General features: G+C 63.2%; 13 protein-coding genes and 1 tRNA gene. 8 read left to right on the top strand and 6 right to left on the bottom strand.

Annotation, left to right across the window (positions count from 1 at the left end; genetic code table 11):
- Window positions 1–53: 53 nt before the first annotated feature.
- Window positions 54–809: a 3-oxoacyl-ACP reductase FabG gene (locus OXI69_12320; GenBank protein MDE2666926.1), complete on the top strand. Its 756-nt coding sequence runs from the start codon at window positions 54–56 to the stop codon at window positions 807–809.
- Between the two features lie 83 nt (window positions 810–892).
- Window positions 893–1,297, top strand: coding sequence for a cupin domain-containing protein (locus tag OXI69_12325; protein ID MDE2666927.1), 405 nt, complete (start codon window positions 893–895; stop codon window positions 1,295–1,297).
- Between the two features lie 63 nt (window positions 1,298–1,360).
- Here OXI69_12325 and OXI69_12330 read toward each other — a convergent pair whose 3' ends face one another.
- Window positions 1,361–2,572 (bottom strand): cytochrome P450, encoded by a 1,212-nt coding sequence (locus OXI69_12330; GenBank protein ID MDE2666928.1) that lies wholly within the window; start codon window positions 2,570–2,572, stop codon window positions 1,361–1,363.
- A 668-nt stretch (window positions 2,573–3,240) separates the two neighbouring features.
- Between OXI69_12330 and OXI69_12335 the strand changes: the two genes are divergently transcribed.
- The 5 genes from OXI69_12335 to OXI69_12355 all read left to right on the top strand — a co-directional run bounded on the left by OXI69_12335 (window position 3,241) and on the right by OXI69_12355 (window position 9,836).
- A complete protein-coding gene (locus tag OXI69_12335) occupies window positions 3,241–4,302 on the top strand; it encodes a cobalamin-independent methionine synthase II family protein (GenBank protein ID MDE2666929.1) in 1,062 nt (353 codons plus the stop codon).
- A 90-nt stretch (window positions 4,303–4,392) separates the two neighbouring features.
- Entirely contained in the window at window positions 4,393–5,868 is a 1,476-nt protein-coding gene (locus OXI69_12340) for a phosphoesterase (protein MDE2666930.1), read from the top strand.
- Complete coding sequence (locus OXI69_12345) at window positions 5,858–7,117, top strand: FAD-dependent oxidoreductase (GenBank protein ID MDE2666931.1); 1,260 nt, start codon at window positions 5,858–5,860, stop codon at window positions 7,115–7,117. The genes OXI69_12340 and OXI69_12345 overlap by 11 nt, the downstream gene beginning before the upstream one ends.
- Window positions 7,118–7,180: 63 nt before the next feature.
- On the top strand, window positions 7,181–8,065 hold the full coding sequence (locus OXI69_12350; GenBank protein MDE2666932.1) for a 3-hydroxybutyryl-CoA dehydrogenase: 885 nt from the start codon (window positions 7,181–7,183) through the stop codon (window positions 8,063–8,065).
- Between the two features lie 124 nt (window positions 8,066–8,189).
- Entirely contained in the window at window positions 8,190–9,836 is a 1,647-nt protein-coding gene (locus tag OXI69_12355) for an AMP-binding protein (protein MDE2666933.1), read from the top strand.
- An 18-nt stretch (window positions 9,837–9,854) separates the two neighbouring features.
- On the opposite strand, the gene OXI69_12360 is transcribed toward OXI69_12355, so the two are convergent.
- The 5 genes from OXI69_12360 to OXI69_12380 form a co-directional block, all read right to left on the bottom strand.
- Window positions 9,855–10,151 (bottom strand): putative addiction module antidote protein, encoded by a 297-nt coding sequence (locus OXI69_12360; GenBank protein MDE2666934.1) that lies wholly within the window; start codon window positions 10,149–10,151, stop codon window positions 9,855–9,857.
- A 181-nt stretch (window positions 10,152–10,332) separates the two neighbouring features.
- Window positions 10,333–10,409 (bottom strand) — tRNA-Arg (locus OXI69_12365).
- A 211-nt stretch (window positions 10,410–10,620) separates the two neighbouring features.
- Entirely contained in the window at window positions 10,621–12,006 is a 1,386-nt protein-coding gene (locus tag OXI69_12370) for a permease prefix domain 1-containing protein (protein ID MDE2666935.1), read from the bottom strand.
- Window positions 12,007–12,034: 28 nt separating this feature from the next.
- A complete protein-coding gene (locus OXI69_12375; protein MDE2666936.1) occupies window positions 12,035–12,385 on the bottom strand; it encodes a helix-turn-helix transcriptional regulator in 351 nt (116 codons plus the stop codon).
- Between the two features lie 543 nt (window positions 12,386–12,928).
- On the bottom strand, window positions 12,929–14,953 hold the full coding sequence (locus OXI69_12380) for a glycoside hydrolase family 97 protein (GenBank protein ID MDE2666937.1): 2,025 nt from the start codon (window positions 14,951–14,953) through the stop codon (window positions 12,929–12,931).
- A 211-nt stretch (window positions 14,954–15,164) separates the two neighbouring features.
- Between OXI69_12380 and OXI69_12385 the strand changes: the two genes are divergently transcribed.
- The gene (locus OXI69_12385) at window positions 15,165–17,888 is read left to right on the top strand and encodes a DUF1553 domain-containing protein (protein ID MDE2666938.1); all 2,724 of its coding nucleotides are present in this window, start codon (window positions 15,165–15,167) and stop codon (window positions 17,886–17,888) included.
- The last annotated feature ends 55 nt before the right edge of the window (window positions 17,889–17,943 follow it).

Genomic DNA, 17,943 nt, shown 5'->3' on the forward strand with positions numbered 1-17,943 from the left:
TGGCATTTCAACATTGCCGGCCCGAGCACAAACCTATTCACCTTTTACCCGTCATGGATGAATTGAAAGGAAGGGTGGCCATCGTCACCGGGGCGGCCTCCGGGATCGGCCGCAGCGTGGCCGAACTCTTCGCGCGGGAAGGGGCGGCCGGACTGACGCTGGCCGACATCCAAGCGGCCCCCCTGCATCGCCTGGCTTCGGATCTTCGCAAGCACCGCGACGCTGACCTGCTGGTTTCCGAGATCGACGTTTCCGACCCGGACCAGGTGGACCGCATGGTTCAGGCGACCGCGGAACGGTTCGGCAGGATCGATATTCTGGTCAACAACGCGGGAATCTGCCCCATGGTTCCCTGGGACCGGACCACCCTGGAAAGCTGGAATCGAATGCTCTCGGTCAACCTGACCAGCGCTTTCCTTTGCAGCAGGGCGGTGCTGCCGCACATGAAAAAACGGAAGTTCGGCCGGCTGGTCCACATCTCCTCGGTGGGAGCGTTCGTGGGCAGCGTCACCGGTCATGTCGGCTACGGGGTGAGCAAGGCGGGCGTCATCGCGCTCTCCAAGTACCTGGCCAAGCAGTTTGCCTGCGACGGCATCCTTTCCAACACCGTCGCGCCCGGAAGCATCGATACGCCTCTTGCCGAGGCCTTCGGCGAGGAGAACCTGCAAAGTTACGTGGAGGCGTCGCTGCTGAAGCGCCAGGGAACCCCCCGGGAAATCGCCGAGGCGGTCCTGTTCCTGGCCGGTCCCCGGTCGAGCTACGTGACGGGCTCGACCATGCACGTGAACGGAGGCTCTCTCTTGATCTGACTTCCACCCGGAGGGCGGGTCAAGGGGCCATCGGTCCCGACCGCGGCCAGCTTCCCCCGCTTTCCCTGCGAAAGGCATCCCCAATGGCACAAAACCCGGAATGGGTCCTGGATCCGAAGCACTTCCCCGTCTGGCAGGCTCCCGATGGATCCCGCAGGGTCAACCTGCTGGTGAGCCCCGAAACCTGCGGTGCCGGCGACATCTCGGCCGGACTCTTCTGGCTGCACCCCGGGCATGAAACCCAGGCCGACATCCACCCCGAGTCGGCCGAAATCTACTACGTGGTGAGCGGGCGCGGGAGACTGGTGATGGACGGTCAGGAATTCAGGGTGGAGAAGGGCATGACCGTCTACATTCCGGCGGGAGTCAAGCACCAGTCCTTCAACGACGGCCACGAAGACCTCTGCTACTTCTACGCCTTCGCTCCGCCTCCCCCGGGTCCCAGCAAGCAGGAGGACCAGGGCTGGAACCGGATGGCTTTCCGGTAGAGGGATTCCGTGGAGTCGGCCCTGCTTTCCGATCTTGCGGGAGAACCAGGGTGGGCTCCATATTTACCCAAAGGTCACCGGGAGGCGCTCCAGGCCGCGAAAGACCGTATTTTTCCAGACCAGCTCCTCGGTTGCCAGCTCCAGGTTGGGCAAGCGCCGCAGCAGCGCATTGATGGCGATGGGAGCTTCCAGACGCGCCAGCGGAGCTCCCACGCAGAAGTGTGGACCCTGACCGAAAGAGACATGTCTGTTGGGGTGCCGCTCGATATCGAATGAGTCCGGGTTCGGGAATACGGCCGGGTCCCGGTTGGCCGCACCCAGCATTTGCACCACCAGCTGACCCTTCTCGATGAGATGGCCGTCCAACTCCACCGACTCGGTGGCCAGGCGGCGGTTGCGCTGGAACGGTCCCTCGTAGCGCAGCATCTCTTCCACCGCCGTCCCGGCCTTGTCCGGATCGGCTTTCAGTTTCCCCATCTGTTCCGGATGTTGGATCAGGGCCAGCACCCCGCTGGAGATCAGGTAGGTGGTGGTCTCGTGCCCGCCGATCAGCAAGGTCACGCACGTCGAAATGAGCTCCTCTTCGGTCAGTCGTTCCCCTTCCTCTTCGGCCGCCACCAGGGCGCTGATGAGATCGTCCCGAGGCTCCAGTCGGCGACGCCTGAAGGTCGATCGAAAGTAGTCCTGCAGAGCCAGCAGAGCCTCCTGGGATAACAAAAGCACGTCGGGCAGGGGCTTGGGGGTAGCCATGAACTCGATAATTTTCCCCGACCAGCGCTTGAGCTTGCCGTGGTCGGCCGCGGGGACCCCCAGCAGCCTGGCAATGACCGTGACCGGCAAGGGGTAGGAGAAGTCCCAGATGATGTCCATCCTGCCCCGAGGCCGTACCTCGTCGATCAGCCCCTCGACGATCTCCTCCACGTAACCGGCCATGGCGGCGATGGTGCCCGGCAGGAAAGCCTTGTGCACCAGCTTGCGCATACGAGTGTGATCCGGTGGGTCGACATTGATGAGGCCCTGAGAATAGTGACGCACCAGCGGCTGGACCTGTTCCCGAACCGCTTGAGGGATCTCCATGGTGGCGGTGAGTCTGCCGACGCTGGTGAACCGTTTGGGATTTTGCAGGGTGCTGACAATTTCCCGATAGCGGGTGAGGATCCAGCAACCCCAGAGATCGCTCCAGTATATGGGAGCTTGGCGACGCAGCAGATGGTAGGTGGGATAGGGACTCTGCGCGAATTCGCGGGAAGTGAGGAGGTGGTCGAACTCTCCCATGGGCGGCGCTCTCCAATCGGATGGGTCCGGAATTGGCCGGAGACCTGCAGCTCCGTCGGCAGGCCGTGCCTGAACGGGCCGGAGCGGCACATCTTCGAAATCTTATCACGGGAACTCCGGAGGCATCCGGGATGCGGGCACGTCGGCTTCGACCGGGCTTGGTGGCCAACACGCCGCCTTATGATTTGCCGGTATAATTTACATGGATGAACAGGATATACAGGATTGTCTTTGGGAGTTGGGGGTCCTGCAATCCTGGCCATCCGCAAACCCACACCGATTCATTCCTCCAGTGAACTTCTCCTGTAGCGGCTTCCCGTCCTGTTTATCCTGTACATCCTGGCCATCCATGTTCTTGATCATAGAGCTTTTTGCATAGTTCGCAGCGGGGCAGGTTATCTTGCCTGCAAACCTGAGATTCTGCCTTTTTCAATTTCAGGTTCAACCTGGTGAAAAATGCCGCCCAACCACAAAAAGCACAAAAGTCACAATTTGAGTTTTTGTGCCTTTTGTGGCCATTCCCGGCTAAACGCCCCGTCCTATCACCCGAATCTGGATCGGTCGATCAGCCAGGCGTATAATCGGACCCGAAGCCGACCGAATCTTTGACGAACCCGAAGTGAACCATAGGGGTGAACCGGCCCCTGGTTTGCCCTGAGAACCATTCCATGGAACCGACACTGTTTCCCACCACCGTGATTGGCAGCCTGCCCCGCCCGGCCTGGGTGCTGGACCTCATCCTGGACCGCAAGGCCGGCCGCATTTCGGAAGAGGAGTCCGAGCCGTTGCTGGATCGGGCCATCGAATCCTCCATCGCCCTTCAGGAACAGGCCAGGCTGGAAGAGATCACCGACGGCGAGTGGCGCCGGGAGAGCTACGTCAAGGTATTTGCCGAACGGGTACGAGGCTTCAAGGCCGACCTTCACGACAGCGGAATGCCCTATCCGGCCGTGGTTGCTCCCATCGAGTACCATCGCCCCCTGGTGCTGCACGAACTCCGCTTTCTGCGGGCCCGCACCCGGCGACGGGTCAAGATCACGCTTCCCGCGCCCTACATCATCGGACGGCGCATGTGGCACGCCGACCACTCCCGCAAGGCCTACCCCACTCGGGAGGGCCTGATGGAAGCATGCGTTCCGATCCTCCGCCGGGAAATCGAAGCCCTCCGCGAGGCCGGCGCCGATACCGTTCAGTTGGACGAGCCCTGGCTGTCCACCATGGTGGATCCCGCCTTCCGCCGTCGGGAGGGGATCGACGATCCCTCCTACGAAATGGACCGGTGCGTGGACCTGGTCAACCAGGTATTGGACGGCTTTCGGGGCCTGGCCACGGGAATGCACCTCTGCCACGCCCATTTCGACCGCCAACACGGCAGCGAGGGTCCCTACGAGCTCATCATGCCGGCGCTGCAAAGGGTTCGGGTGGGAACCATTTCCATGGAATATGCCACCCCGGTGGCTGGTGGGCTGGATTCCCTGGCCCAGTTCCCGGAGAAAGTGCGGCTGGGGCTGGGCTGCATCGACCACTGCGAACCCAGAGTGGAGAGCGTGGAAGAGGTGGTGAAGCGGGTGGAGGAAGCCATGCGGCACCTGGACAAGAGCCGCATCACATTGCACCCCGACTGCGGATTCGCCCCTTCCGCCCAGAACCCGATGGATCTGGACGAGGCCTATCGGAAACTCAAGGCAATGTGTCGGGCGGCCCGCCTACTGCGGGAAAAGCATGGCTGACGCACCGCATTGCCGACAGCGAGCCGCAATTCCCGGCTGTGCTCCCGCCTGGCGAAACCCGATCTTTCCGCGGGAAAGGAGTCCCCTGCAATGGTGAATCCGATGGGTGCATTGACAGGAAGAACCTCGGTCCGGCTGGGTCTGGCCGGAATCGCTCTGGTGATTCTCTATCTGGGTCGCGTGACCGGCGGCCCGGGAGAATCTTCCGGGGGAGCCCGCTGGCTGGCGGGGGACCACCACATTCACAGTCGCTTCAGCGTAGGCTGGAACCGGGACAACGATCCACCCACCCCGATCATCGGGGGCGACGCCATCTACCCCATTCCCATGAATGCGCTCATGGGTAGGCGCTTCGGGCTGTCCTGGGCGGTTGCCACCGACCACGGCGGTCCCAACCACAGCAAGGTCAACCTGGAACGGGCCTATCCCGAGCTGGTGCTGTCGCGGGAGCTGGTTCCCGAGGTGGTCCAGTTCTGGGGCATGGAGTTCAACTCCCCGGGAGCCGACCACAGCAGCCTCATCATTCCCCATAGCCAGGACGAGGCCCAGCGGCTGTACGAGCTGGAGTCGGGCTTTGACCGCGCCGAGGCCTATCCGATCGACGAAACGCGGGATACAGAACCCCGCATGATCGAGGCCATTCAATTGATGAACGGTCTGGAGCACAAGCCGGTCCTGATCGCCAACCATCCCTCGCGCTCGGCCTCGGAGACCGGTGAATACGGAGCCTACGACCCGGCCGAGCTGCGGCGCTGGAACGATACGGCCCCCGAGGTGGCGGTGGGCATGGCGGGAGCCCCCGGCCACCAGGCAAGGACGCTCAACCCGGACGGAACCCTCGATCCGGAAAGTCCCCGCGGGTCCTATGGCAGGTATCCGACCCGGGGAGGGTTCGATCCCATGACCGCTCGGCTGGGCGGTCTCTGGGACTCGATGCTGGGAGAGGGGCGCCGCTGGTGGATCACCGCCAACTCCGATTCCCACGTGCACTACACCGAGGGCGGCAGTGATTTCTGGCCCGGCGAGTACTCCAAGACCTACGTTCACGCGGAGAAGTCGCATCCCGGTATTCTGGAAGGACTGCGCCGCGGGCGAATCTTCGTGACCACCGGGGATCTCCTCTCGGAGCTCTATGTGACGGCGCGTTCAAAAGACCTGAGGGCGAAAATCGGGGGCACCCTTCAGGCCACCGCCGGAGCCTCCGTCGAGGTCACCATCCGGTTCAGAGATCCGGAGTCTCCCAACTGGCATGGCGACACCCCGGAGGTGGTCCGGGTGGACCTGATTGTCGGCAACCTGACCGGACCATTGTCCGACCCGGCCCAGGACCGCAACCCCACTACCCGGGTGGTGCGGCGATTCACTCGGGACGACTGGTCCCGCCAGGGTGAGTACCGGACCATGAGCCATACTCTGGAGGGCATCAAGGACGACCACTACCTCCGCATCCGGGGCACCAACACCGGAGAGCTGGAACCGGAGCCTGACCCTCGCGGAGAAGACCCCTGGAAGGACCTCTGGTTCTACTCCAATCCGATTTTCATTGAAGTGACCAATGGAGACTAGCCCCAACGACAGCCGGTGCCGGATCGCCGTGGTGGGCGGCGGCATCGTGGGCGTCTGCTGCGCCCTCTACCTGCAGCGGGACGGGCACAGCGTGGCGATCATGGATCCCGGCGGACCCGGCGAGGCCTGCAGCAGCGGGAACGCCGGACAGTTCGTGACCGGTTACTGTGTGCCCCTGGGCCTTCCGGGCATCGCCAGGGAGGTGCCGGCCATGGTCCTGGATCCCCTGGGGCCCCTGACCATTCGCTGGCCCTACCTGCCGAGCCTGCTCCCCTGGCTGCTGCGATTCGTGGCTGCCAGTTCCCCCGGGCGTGTCGATGAGATCGCCAGGGCTCTCTACCGGCTCAACAAGGATTCCCTCGTCGCCTTTTCCCCGCTTCTGGAGCAGGCCGGAGCCGAGCACTTGATCCGGCGCAAGGGCAGGCTGGACGTCTACCAGTCGGAGCGCGTCTTTGCCAAGGCGCAAGTCAAGTTCGACCTGCTGCGCCGCTGCGGCGTCCAGGTGGAGATGCTGGACCAACAGGGGATCCGGGAACTGGAACCGGAGCTGGCGGACCGATGCCGGCAGGGAGCCTTCTATCCCGAGTCGGGTCATACCACCAGCCCGCTGGGATTGACCCGATTGCTGGCCGAGGATTTCGTGCGCCGCGGCGGAGACGTATTGCGGGAGAGGGTCACCGACTTCCGCATGGGTGCGGACGGCGCCTGGTCGGTGGTTACCGATGTCTCCCGCCACCCGGCCGATCAAGTGGTGCTGGCGGCAGGGGCCTATTCACGCCCCCTGGCAGCCAGGCTGGGCAGCCGGCTGCCGCTGGAGGCCGAACGCGGATACCACCTCATGCTGCCGCAGGCCGGGATCAGGCTGCAGCGAACCGTGGTCCACGGGGACCGATACTTCGGCCTGACGCCGATGGAAGGAGGGATGCGCCTGGCCGGCACGGTCGAGCTGGCCAGCGTCCACGCCAAACCGAACTACGCCAGGGCCCACGCCCTGCTCCAGGCCGCCCGGCAGGCTCTGCCCTCCCTGAACGGCCAGGGGGCGGTTCCCTGGATGGGCTGCCGGCCGTCCATGCCCGATTCCCTGCCGGTGCTGGGCCGATCACCGCTTCACCGCTCGGTCTATTTCGCCTTCGGCCACGGGCATCTCGGACTGACCGGCGCCGCCACCTCAGGCAAGATCATTGCCGACCTGGTGGCCGAGCGGGCGCAGGACAGCCAGTTCCAAGCCTATCGCGCCGACCGGTTTTAGCCGGCATATCTCACCGGGGCGCTGGGCTCTCAGGTGGAAACGGGCGGCAGACTGGGAGAAACCATGACCATAACAAGGGTTGGAGTCGTGGGGGCCGGGCTGATGGGTTCCGGCATTGCGCAGGTTTCGGCCGCGGGCGGTTACCGGACCGTGGTCCGCGAGGTGTCCCAGGAACTCCTGGACCGCGGTCTCACCAAGATCGCCGCGTCCCTGGATCGGTCGGTCAAGAGGGGCAAGGCGACCCCCGAGCATAAAGAGCAGACCCTGAAGAACCTTTCCGGCACCACCGCCCTGGAGGAGTTGGGAGAATGCGACCTCGTCATCGAAGCCGTCACCGAAGACCTCGCGGTCAAGAAAGAGGTCTTCGCCGCTCTCGACGCGATTTCCAAACCGGAGACGATTTTCGCCACCAACACTTCGTCCCTGACGGTCACCGAGATGGCGGTGGTCACTCGCCGTCCGGAACAGTTTGTCGGTCTTCATTTCTTCAATCCCGTCCCCATCATGAAGCTGGTGGAAGTGGTTCGAACCATACAGACGAAACAGGCGACCTTCGACACCGTCTTCAAGTGGGCTCGATCGGTGGGAAAGGTCCCTATTGCCTGCAAGGACAACTCGGGATTTGTGGTCAACCTGCTTCTGGTGCCCTACCTGCTCAGCGCCATTCGAGCCGTCGAAAGAGGCACCGCCTCCATTGAGGATATCGATCGAGGCATGAGCCTGGGCTGCGGGCACCCCATGGGTCCGCTCACGCTGCTCGACTTCGTGGGGCTCGACACCATTTACTCCATCGCCAACATCATGTTCGACGAATACCGGGAGGCACAGTACGCGCCGCCGCCCTTGCTCAAGCAGATGGTTCAGGCAGGCTTCCATGGCCGCAAGTCGGGGAGGGGCTTCTACGACTACGGTCCTGCGGAGCCGGTCTCCGCAGAGTTGGGCCTTTGATCCCGAATCTCATCCCCAACCCTGGCCGGACGAATTCAGATTCGTTTGCGTAGAACCGGCAAAACGGGAGCAGAAATACAGCAGCTGACCAGGCCGACCCGACCTGACGGAGAACTGTCGCCACATGCTTCTGAGAAGACCGAGCTACCAGGAGACCTATGACGCATTCCGCTGGGAGATTCCGCAGGACTACAACATTGCCGTCGACGTCTGCGACAGGCACGCCACCGGAAGAACCAGGCGCGCCCTGATCTACCACCAGGAAGAGACCGACACCACCACCGAGTATTCATTCCATCAGTTCAGAGAATGGAGCAATCGGTTAGCCGCCGCACTCAGGTCCCTGGGCATCGAAAGAGGGGAGCGCATCGCCATCGTGCTGCCGCAAGGCCCGGAAGCCGCGCTGACCCACCTGGCCTCCTCCAAGCTGGGAGCCGTCGCGGTTCCCCTGTTCTGTCTGTTCGGCCCCGACGCCCTCCAATTCCGGCTGAATGACAGCGGAGCCAAGGCCGTGGTTGTGAATGCCGAGAACCTGGAAAAGATCACCGCAATACGAACCCGGTTGCCGTCGCTGAAGTTGATCATTGTCGTGACCCAGGGCAGCGTTGGCGAGTTTCACCGCTTCGACGAACTGCTGACCGGGGCAAGGGGCTCCTTCACCCCGGTGCGCACCAGGGCCGAAGACCCGGCGTTGCTGATCTATACCTCCGGAACCACGGGCCCACCCAAGGGGGCTCTGCACGCCCACCGCGCGCTGCTGGGCCATCTGCCCGGAGTCGAATTTTCCAACAACTTCGCTCCTCAGTCGGGAGACTGCTTCTGGACTCCGGCGGATTGGGCCTGGGTGGCCGGCCTCATGGACGTGTTGCTGCCGGCCTGGCATCATGGACTCCCGGTCGTTGCCGGGACCTTTCGGAAATTCGATCCTGAACGGGCCTTCGCCCTTTTGGGACAGCACCGGATTCGCAATGCCCTCATTCCTCCGACGGCTCTGAAGATGATGCGCGAGGTCCCGGAACCGCGGAACCGATACCGCTTCAGCCTGAGATCGATTTTCAGCGGCGGCGAGCCTCTCGGAGCCGAGGTTCTCGATTGGGCCAAGGGCACTCTGGGTGTGACCGTCAACGAAGTCTACGGTCAGACCGAGGCCAACATGGTCGTGGGCAGTTGTCACGAGGTGATGGGAATCAAGCCGGGATCCATGGGTCGTCCGATCCCCGGACATCGGGTCGAGGTGATTGGCGAGGACGGAAATCCTGGCCCGGTCGGCGAGATCGGCGAAATAGCCGTCAGGCGACCCGACCCGGTGATGTTCCTGCAGTACTGGAAGAGCCCCCGCGCCACCGAGGAGAAATTCACGGGAGATTGGGCGCGCACCGGTGACCTGGCCCGCAAGGACGACGACGGTTATATCTGGTTTGTGGGACGCACCGACGATCTCATCACCAGCAGCGGATATCGGATCGGCCCGGCCGAAGTGGAAGAGTCGATACTCAAGCACCCGGACGTTTCCATGGCGGCCGTCATCGGCGTGCCCCACTCGATCCGCGGCACCATCGTCAAGGCCTTCGTCAAACCCAAGCCCCGATGCAGGCCAACCTCGGAACTCCGACAATCCATTCAGGAATTCGTCAAGACCCGATTGGGTTCCCACGAATACCCGAGAGAGATTTCATTTGTCGAATCCTTCCCCATGACGACCTCCGGAAAGATCCTGCGGCGGGAACTGCGGAAGCAGGAGGAAGAAAGGCGTCACAGCCAGGCAAAATAACGGACTTCACTCCAGAAATTATTGAACGGTCGCGGCGGTAGCCTGAAGACGAAGGCCTAGGACTCGCATGACCTTGAGCACGGTAGCGAACTCCGGGTTGCCATCGGCCGACAGCGCCTTGTAGAGACTCTCTCTGCCCAGACCCGCTTCTCTGGCAACCTTGGTCATACCCTTGGCCCGCGCAACATCCCCCAACGCAGCCGCTACAAGCCTGGGATCGCCGTCCTCGAACGCCGCTTCCAGGTAAGCTACGATGTCCTCCTCGGTCTCAAGATAATCCGTAGCGTCCCACGGCCGGGTGTGAGTCTTGGCCATTGTTATCTCCCTTCTTCCCCATATCTCGACACCGCCTGGGGGACAACGTGCCAAAAAAATCCCCGGGCGGCAGCCCAGGGCGATCCGGTCAGTCGCGAATGCGGCGGGCACAGTCACGCATTGAAAACGGTCGATGCCCAGCTCTTGTGAGAAATGCGATCCAGCATAGTGTTTCAGATACTGGTACGCCCGGCAGGATTCGAACCTGCGACCCCCTGCTTAGAAGGCAGGTGCTCTATCCAGCTGAGCTACGGGCGCTTGTCTGCAAGAATATAGTTCCTTTCCCGGTCCAAGTCCACCGGGGCCGGCAGGGGCCTGCAAGACAAGGGCGCAGTCCAAAGTCGAGCCGGTGAGGGGAACCGATACGCGCCGGCAACCACCAAACTCACGAGGGAGCAAGATCCCCGCGACCCTAGCGACATTTCTCTACGATGCGGATGCGTCTGGTTCCCTTTTCCATCACGGAACTCTAGACAAAGCCGAACAGCGGCGGGAAGGCGACGACCACGAAGCCTGCCCAGACCGCGTAGACCGGCAGGTAGTCGGTCTGCCAGCGTTCAAGGGCGGAGAAGGTGCCGCGGCCGCTCAGGAAGCGCGCGTACAGCCAGGCCGACCAGGCGAGGTTGACCAGCAGGATCAGATTTTCGCCCAGCGCCGCCACCCGGTTGGGGCTGAAGCCGAACTCGGAGATCCGTCCGGCGATGGCCGCCAGCGCCACGCCGTCGACAACGAGAGCGCTGACTACGAGCAGGAGCTGAAGCGCATCGAACGCGTCGGGCGGGGCGTGCCGGTCCCGCGCCGAGACCGCATAGAGCAGCAGGCCCAGGACCAGCGCCAGCAGCAGGTCAAAGCCGATCAGCACCTCCCGGTCCACGTTGATGCCACTGCCGGTCCAGACCATGGTGGCGAGGAAGGCAATCAACACGGCCGCGAACAGCGGCGTGAACAGGCGGGTGAGCACCGGCGCCATGTTCTCGATGACGCTCTGTTTCGCCTCCACGAGCCAGGCGCCGACGATGACGGCGCCCATCGCGCCGCACGGCAGCAGCCACTGCGTCGCGAACCACTTTACATCCGCCCCGATCGCGGCAAACATGCCGACGGTGAATCCGGTCAGGACGCCCCCACCCAGGGCCATAAGCACGTAGTAAATGAACAGCTCGCCGGAGAAGCGCACGAAGTCCATGCGTCGGCGGCCGTCGCGCCAGCGCCCCCCGGTGTAGGCAACGCCTACCGCGAGCCACAACGCAATTGGCAGGTGCAGCGCAGCCAGCGTCCAGGTGTGACCGGCCGGCGTGAACGGGAAGGCGTTGACGACGAGTGCGGCGGTGGTGAAGGCCAGCGCCAGTCGGACACACCCGGTCCGGTTCAACCGGCGCTTCCAGGCGAAGTAGCCGGCGAGGAACGGAAACACGAAGAAACTGAGATTGGGGAAGTAGGGCGCCTTGGAGTCGAACAGGCCCTCTCCTGATCCGATGTGCGGGTAGCCGAACAACTCGGGAAGCTTGACGGCCATGCCGGCGGCCGCGGCCAGACCGATGACCACCAGGATCTCCATGCGCGTGGTTTTACGCGCTTCGTGGTCCGCTCCCGAAGAGACGACAAGCTGTTTCCAGAGCCGCTCGGAGTGCTCGCGCGCGAACTCGCGCGATACGGCATCCAGGTTGCCCAGCCGCTTGACGGCCACCAGGAAAGCTTCGTCGGCAGCCAGACCCGCATCGACGAGCGCCGCCACCTGGTCCCGCAGATGTCCTTCCAGTTCCTCCACGTCGACCGTACGGATTGCCGGCCGGCGTTGCAGCCAGTTTCGCCACTGTGCGATCTGTGCCTCGAGTGGGTCGTTGTTCGTCACCATGATCGTTCCGTCCGCGTCGCCGTGGGATCTATCCGAGAGCAGGCGCCTGGGTGCGTTCCCTCCAAAGCCCGCGGAGTGTCGAGTCCACCACCTGCCACTGCTGTCGTTGAGCCTCCAGGTGCGCCTGGCCTGCCTTCGTGATGCGGTAGTAGCGGCGACGCCGGCCGGTCTCGGCAGTGGCCCAGCGGGCCTCGGCGTAGCCGAGTCGCTCCAGGCGGTGCAGCACCGGATACAGCATCCCGTCCGTCCATCGGAGCTGGCCCCGCGACAGCTCGCCGACCCGCTTGATGATGGCGTAACCGTAGCTGTCTCCCTCGGCCAGGATGGCCAGGACGAGTGGCCCGGCCGAAGCAGCTACCAAGTCCTTGCTGATGTTCATGGCGTCGAGTCCCGGCGCGTCGGCGACGACGCACGATCCTATACATAACACATCAATGCATATTTGTACTAGGTAAAAGTCGGCGAGTTGCCGAGGCAATCGAAATCCGGCGGTTTGCCCGAGAGCGGTTCACGCGAATGGGGTAACAGCCGATGATCGGGTGGGAGTAGCCCGCATTTCTCACCAGGGGGTGTGATCATGGCGCAGTAATTTCCTCCTCAGCGCGTGTTCGTGAGCGAAGAGCGTAGCGGTTTCTACGGTCGAGCGAGCATGTGCGCGCTGAGGAGGAAAGGACAAGCCAGGGCGCGCCCAGCGCCGTTTGTAGTCGCAAGAAGTCCCAACAGGTTCGATAAAGTGCTGAATATAAAAGGTCTTTTTAAGAACATTCAGCGACCTGGTGAGAAATGCGGGTTAGCACGTATCCAGGCGCTCGACCTGGCCGAGGACCCAGGCGGCAGGAACAGGCGCCGGCGCGTGTCGACTTCCGCGAATCCCCTCCAGGGGGCAGTGATGGGCTCGCCGGCACCGAAGTAATGGGGCGGCTCAAGGCCTTTCCGGATAGATCCGCATGACGTGGCCCCCGCCCGGCTCCAGCCGGGCTGTCACCACGTCGGCGGAGCCGACTCGAAGGTGTTGCCGCCGGACTCCGGTCGGATCACCCTCGACATCCGCATAAACCTCGGCCCGGAAACGTCCTGACCCCAGAAACTGCAGAGGAATTCTCAACTCCCGTCCGTCCCAGTTGGTCATGCTGCCTACGTACCATTCCGTTCCGCTCCTGCGGGCAACGGTGATGAATTCTCCCACCCTGCCCTGCAGGACCCTGGTCTCCTCCCAGGAAGTCGGCACCCTGCCCAGGAACTCGATTCCCGGCTGCTTCCGGTAGGCGGCCGGATAGTCCACCAGCATCTGCAGGGGACTCTCGTAGACCACGTACATGGCCAGTTGATGACCGCGGGTCCCCTGGGCCAGGGGTTCACGCGCCCGGGGCTCGAAGTCTTTGCGGAGCACGGTGCGAAAGGCTCCGGGCGTGTAGTCCATGGGTCCGGCCAGCATCCGGGTGAAGGGAAGGGTCAGGTCGTGGGTGGGGTTGCAGCGGGTTCCCAGCCGGTTCCACTCCAGGCCCAGAACGGCTTCCCGGGTAATGATGTTGGGCCAGGTGCGGCGCAGGCCATCCGGCTTGTAGGCTCCATGGAAGTTGACCAGCAGGCGGTGGCCGGCGGCCCGGCGGGCCACCTGGTGGTAAAAGCCCACCATCTCCTGGTCGTCGCGGTCCATGAAGTCGATCTTGACGCCGGCAATCCCCCAGTCCTCATAGAGCCTGAAGGCCTCTTCCATCTGCGCCCGGGCCCTCTTCCAGTGCAGCCACAGCAGGATGCCCACCCCACGCTTCCGCCCGTATCCGATCAGGTGGGGGAGATCGAGCTCGGGCCGGCTCCGGGTGATGTCTCCCTGCTCTTCGCTGCCCTGATGCCAGCCGGCGTCGATCTGAAGGTACTCCAGGCCCTGGTCGGCGGCGAAGTCCAGGTAGTGCTTCATGGTCGCGGTATTCATTCCCGGCTCGAATCGGACTCCCTTGGCGCTGGTGCCGTTCCACCAGTGCCAGGCGGCCTTGCCGGGCCGGATCCAGGAGGGATCGGATATCCGGTTCGGCTCGTTGAGATGCAGCAGCAGCACATTGTTCTCGATCAGTTTCCCCGGTGTCCTGCCCAAGAGGAAGACGCGCCAGGGCGACTGCAGGGCACCCTCCCTTCGGACCTTTACTCCCGTCCGGCGCGGATGGGGCGAGAGGCGGCTTTCCAGCGTTTCCGGAATGCCCGGAACGGGGGTCAGGTACATGCCGGCGTAGTCGGTGATGTTGGCCTCGGCGAGGGCCAGCCAGGAACCTGAGAGGGTCTGCAGCAGCAGCGGCAGGCCGACGATGGCGCCGGGCTGCAGGCGCCACAGTGGCTGGGGATTGAACTCCGACTCGTAGTTGGTGGCGAAGTCCCGAAGTTGCAGCACCCAGGCGCGGCAGCCCTCCGGGAAAAAGAAGGTGGAGTTTTCTTCGAGCAGGTCCACATCCGACAGGCCGGGTTGAGGCGGAACGCGGTAGCGAAAGGCGGCTCCCTCGTCGTAGGCGCGAAAAACCAGGTCCAGACGGCGGCCGGAAGGTGTGCTCTCCCGAAGGCGAAGAACCCCCTGGCGGTAAGCGTCCCTCAGTTCCCCACGCGTTCCGTAGGGGAGACGGTAGCGCTCGTCCCCGGACGAAGTGTCCCAGTCCAGTAGAACGAAATCCCGTCCAAGCGGAGGCCCGCCCCTGAGATCCAGCCCCAGCCAGGAATCCCTCACCACCGTCGCCCCATGGAAGCCGATGCGATAGTAGGGACGGACTCCCCTGGGATAGGGGGTCCGCAATTCCTTCAGACCGACCGTGAGGGTGACCTGGCCGTTGGGCGAGCGTAGCTGGAAGTCACGGGCCAGGAGCGCCGGATTGTAGACGACTTGCAGCGCACAGAGAATCGAGATTGCGAGCGCGGTCTTGAGCGGGTCGATGCGCCTGCGGATCCTGGTCCTGTTGTCGTCCATAGTGAGGCTTCTTCTGCCTGAGAGGCCGAGCTATCCTAGTATAACCTTGTGGGTCCGTCCCCACTGTAGTCCAACAGCAGCCCCCTGCAGCCTCAACCGACCACGAAACCAAAGAATCGCTGCGGCGCCTTCTGCTTGACCCGCAGCTTTGTGGACTTGTAAGGTTTCTTCTTCGATATAATTTCCATGGATGCAAACGATGGAGTAGTCCATGGCTGTAACCCGCATTTCTCACCGATTGACCGTCCTGCTCTTGCAGGCCATCCTGGCTCCCTGCTTCGCCACCGGTGAACCCACCGATCCCATCTTTGAAAACGATGTCAAACCCCTGTTGCTGGCCCGATGTCAGGCCTGTCACTCGGAGGGAGAACAAACCAGCGGTTTTTCGGTGGCGAGCCTGCATTCGGTGATTTCCGGCGGGAACAAGCACGGCAAGGCGGTGCTGGCGGGCAATGCGGAGGCAAGCCCGCTCGTGCGCCTCCTCAAGGGACAGATCAATCCCCGGATGCCACTGGGCGGAGTCCTGACGGAGAGCGAGATTGCCCGGATCGAAAGCTGGATTCGCAACCTGCAACCGACGGAAGGAGTTCAGGCCGAGGCCTGGATCTGGCCTTTCCAACAACCGGTCAAGACTGTTCCTCCCGAAGTCGGGAACTCCGGCTGGATACGCAATCCCATTGACCGCTTCATCTTGCGCAGGCTGGAGCAAGAGAACGGGTTGGCGCCCGCCCCTCCCGCCTCCAGGCGGACGCTGGCGCGCCGCCTCTACCTGGACCTGATCGGGATGCCGCCCACGCCCGAGGCAATGCAGCGCTTTCTCAATGATCCTTCGCCCAACGCCTACGAAAAACTGGTGGACACCCTGTTGGCCGACGCCAGATACGGCGAGCGTTGGGGACGCCACTGGCTGGACCTGGTCCGATATGGAGAGTCGGACGGCATGGAAGGCGACATTCTCATAGGGAATGCCTGGCGCTATCGGGATTGGGTGATCGAGGCCTTCAATTCCGATCTGCCCTATGATCGGTTTGTCATGCTTCAAGTGGCGGGCGGAGACGAGCACAGCCGCAAGGCCTGGTACAAGCCGGAAATTCAGGGACATATTCCCGCGGGTTTCCTGCGGTTGGCGCCCTGGGATCTCGGCAACCTGGCGTCCGAACAACTGAGGCAGGACTTCCTGGATGAAGTCACCACGGCGACGGGCTCCATCTTCCTGGGGTTGACCCTCGGCTGCGCCCGCTGTCACGACCACAAATACGATCCCATTCCCGCCAGGGACTACTTTCGCTTCCAGGCATTCTTCAACGCCATCCGGGTCCCGCTGCCACGCAACACCTCAGGCATTCCACCCGAAGAATTCATCGTCCCCTACCAGGATCCTCATTTCAGGACCCTGGCCGAATCCAAGATCGAACAGTACCGGGAGCGCCTCGAAAACGGAGCGGAAAAGCAGGAGTTGGAGGCGCTCGAACAGGCGCTTCTCGACAAGTTGATCTCAAAGAAAGTGTCGGAGGCAGCTTCGGACAAACTCACCGCCAAGGACCTTGAGCTCGAATTCTCACGGAAGGACCAGAACGTCTTTTCCGCCGAGGAAAAGGCGGAATATGACCACCTGAAGGAGACAGCCGGACGCACACTGGAGCAGAAAGACCACAGCGCCCTGGCTCGCTATGAAGAATGGCTCCTTGAAAAGCTCACCGCGGCCTATGCCGCCGGGACCACCGATCCACCGGGGCGTTTCCGGGCGCTGACGCTGGCGGATGTCCGGGCTGAAGCCCGCCGGGTGAATCGCCCCTCCAAATACTTTACCCGGGAGGAGAAACAGCGGCATCTCGATCTTTCCGACACCATGGAGGTCCTGCGGCGCCGGCTGTTGCGCTGGAGGCCGCTGGCCCTGACGGTGACCAACGTGATCGGTCCTCCCCTGGGGCCGGGAATCCCGGCAACCCGCGTGCTGAAGGGCGGGGATTACCGGCAACCCGGAGAGGCGGTCGAGCCGGGATTCCCCAGCGCCATCAGCGGAAGCGATGCCGCGGCCGTGCTGGAAAAGGACCGCTACCGCCAGTATCCGACCCGGGGCCGGCGGATGACGCTGGCCAGGTGGATCGCCAGTCCGCGGAATCCGCTCACCGCCCGGGTGATGGTCAACCGTATCTGGCAGCAGCACTTCGGACGCGGCATCGTGGGAACTTCCAGCGACTTCGGCAAGAACGGCGACCGCCCCACCCACCCCGCACTGCTGGATTGGCTGGCGGTACGCTTCGTGAAAGAAGACTGGAGCGTGAAAGCCATGCATCGGCTCATGGTAACCAGCAGCACTTACCGCCAGGCGGCGGACAATCCAGGGGTCGGTGGCGCATCCCTGGATCCGGAGAATCGCCTGTTGTGGCGCTTCAACCGCCGCCGGCTCGAGGCCGAGGCCATCCGGGACAGCATTCTGTCTGCCAGCGGCCGCTTGAATCTGGAGCGAAGAGGGCCCAGCGTCTTTCCGCCCTTGCCGGAAGACATGAAGGATCTGAGCCGCCCCGCGCGATCCGGCGGGTCCATGTGGGAGCCCAACGAAAGTGAACCTGACGCCCGGCGACGCTCGGTCTACATCTTTCAGAGGCGGTCGCTCCCGCTGCCCATGATGGCCTCGTTCGATGCTCCCGTCTTCAACGAATCCTGTGAACGGCGCAGCGTCACCACCACTCCCCTGCAGGCCCTTTCGATGATGAACGGCCGGCTGGTGAACGAGGAAGCGGCTCATCTGGCGACCCGCGTGGCAAGAGAAGCCGGGGGCCGGCGGAAGGATCGGGTGGCCCAACTGTTCGAGATCGCGTTGAACCGCCCGCCCGACCCGGCCGAGCAGCAGCAATTCGTGGAGTTCCAGGGATCTCTGGAAGCCCTTTGCCGGGTCATGCTCAATTCCAACGAGTTTTTGTTCATGGACTGAGTTGAGGTAAAATAGCTTCCACAAAATCCGATCCGAAGGCACCCTCACAGGGATT

Source organism: Acidobacteriota bacterium (assembly GCA_028875575.1).
Taxonomy (GTDB): domain Bacteria; phylum Acidobacteriota; class Terriglobia; order Versatilivoradales; family Versatilivoraceae; genus Versatilivorator.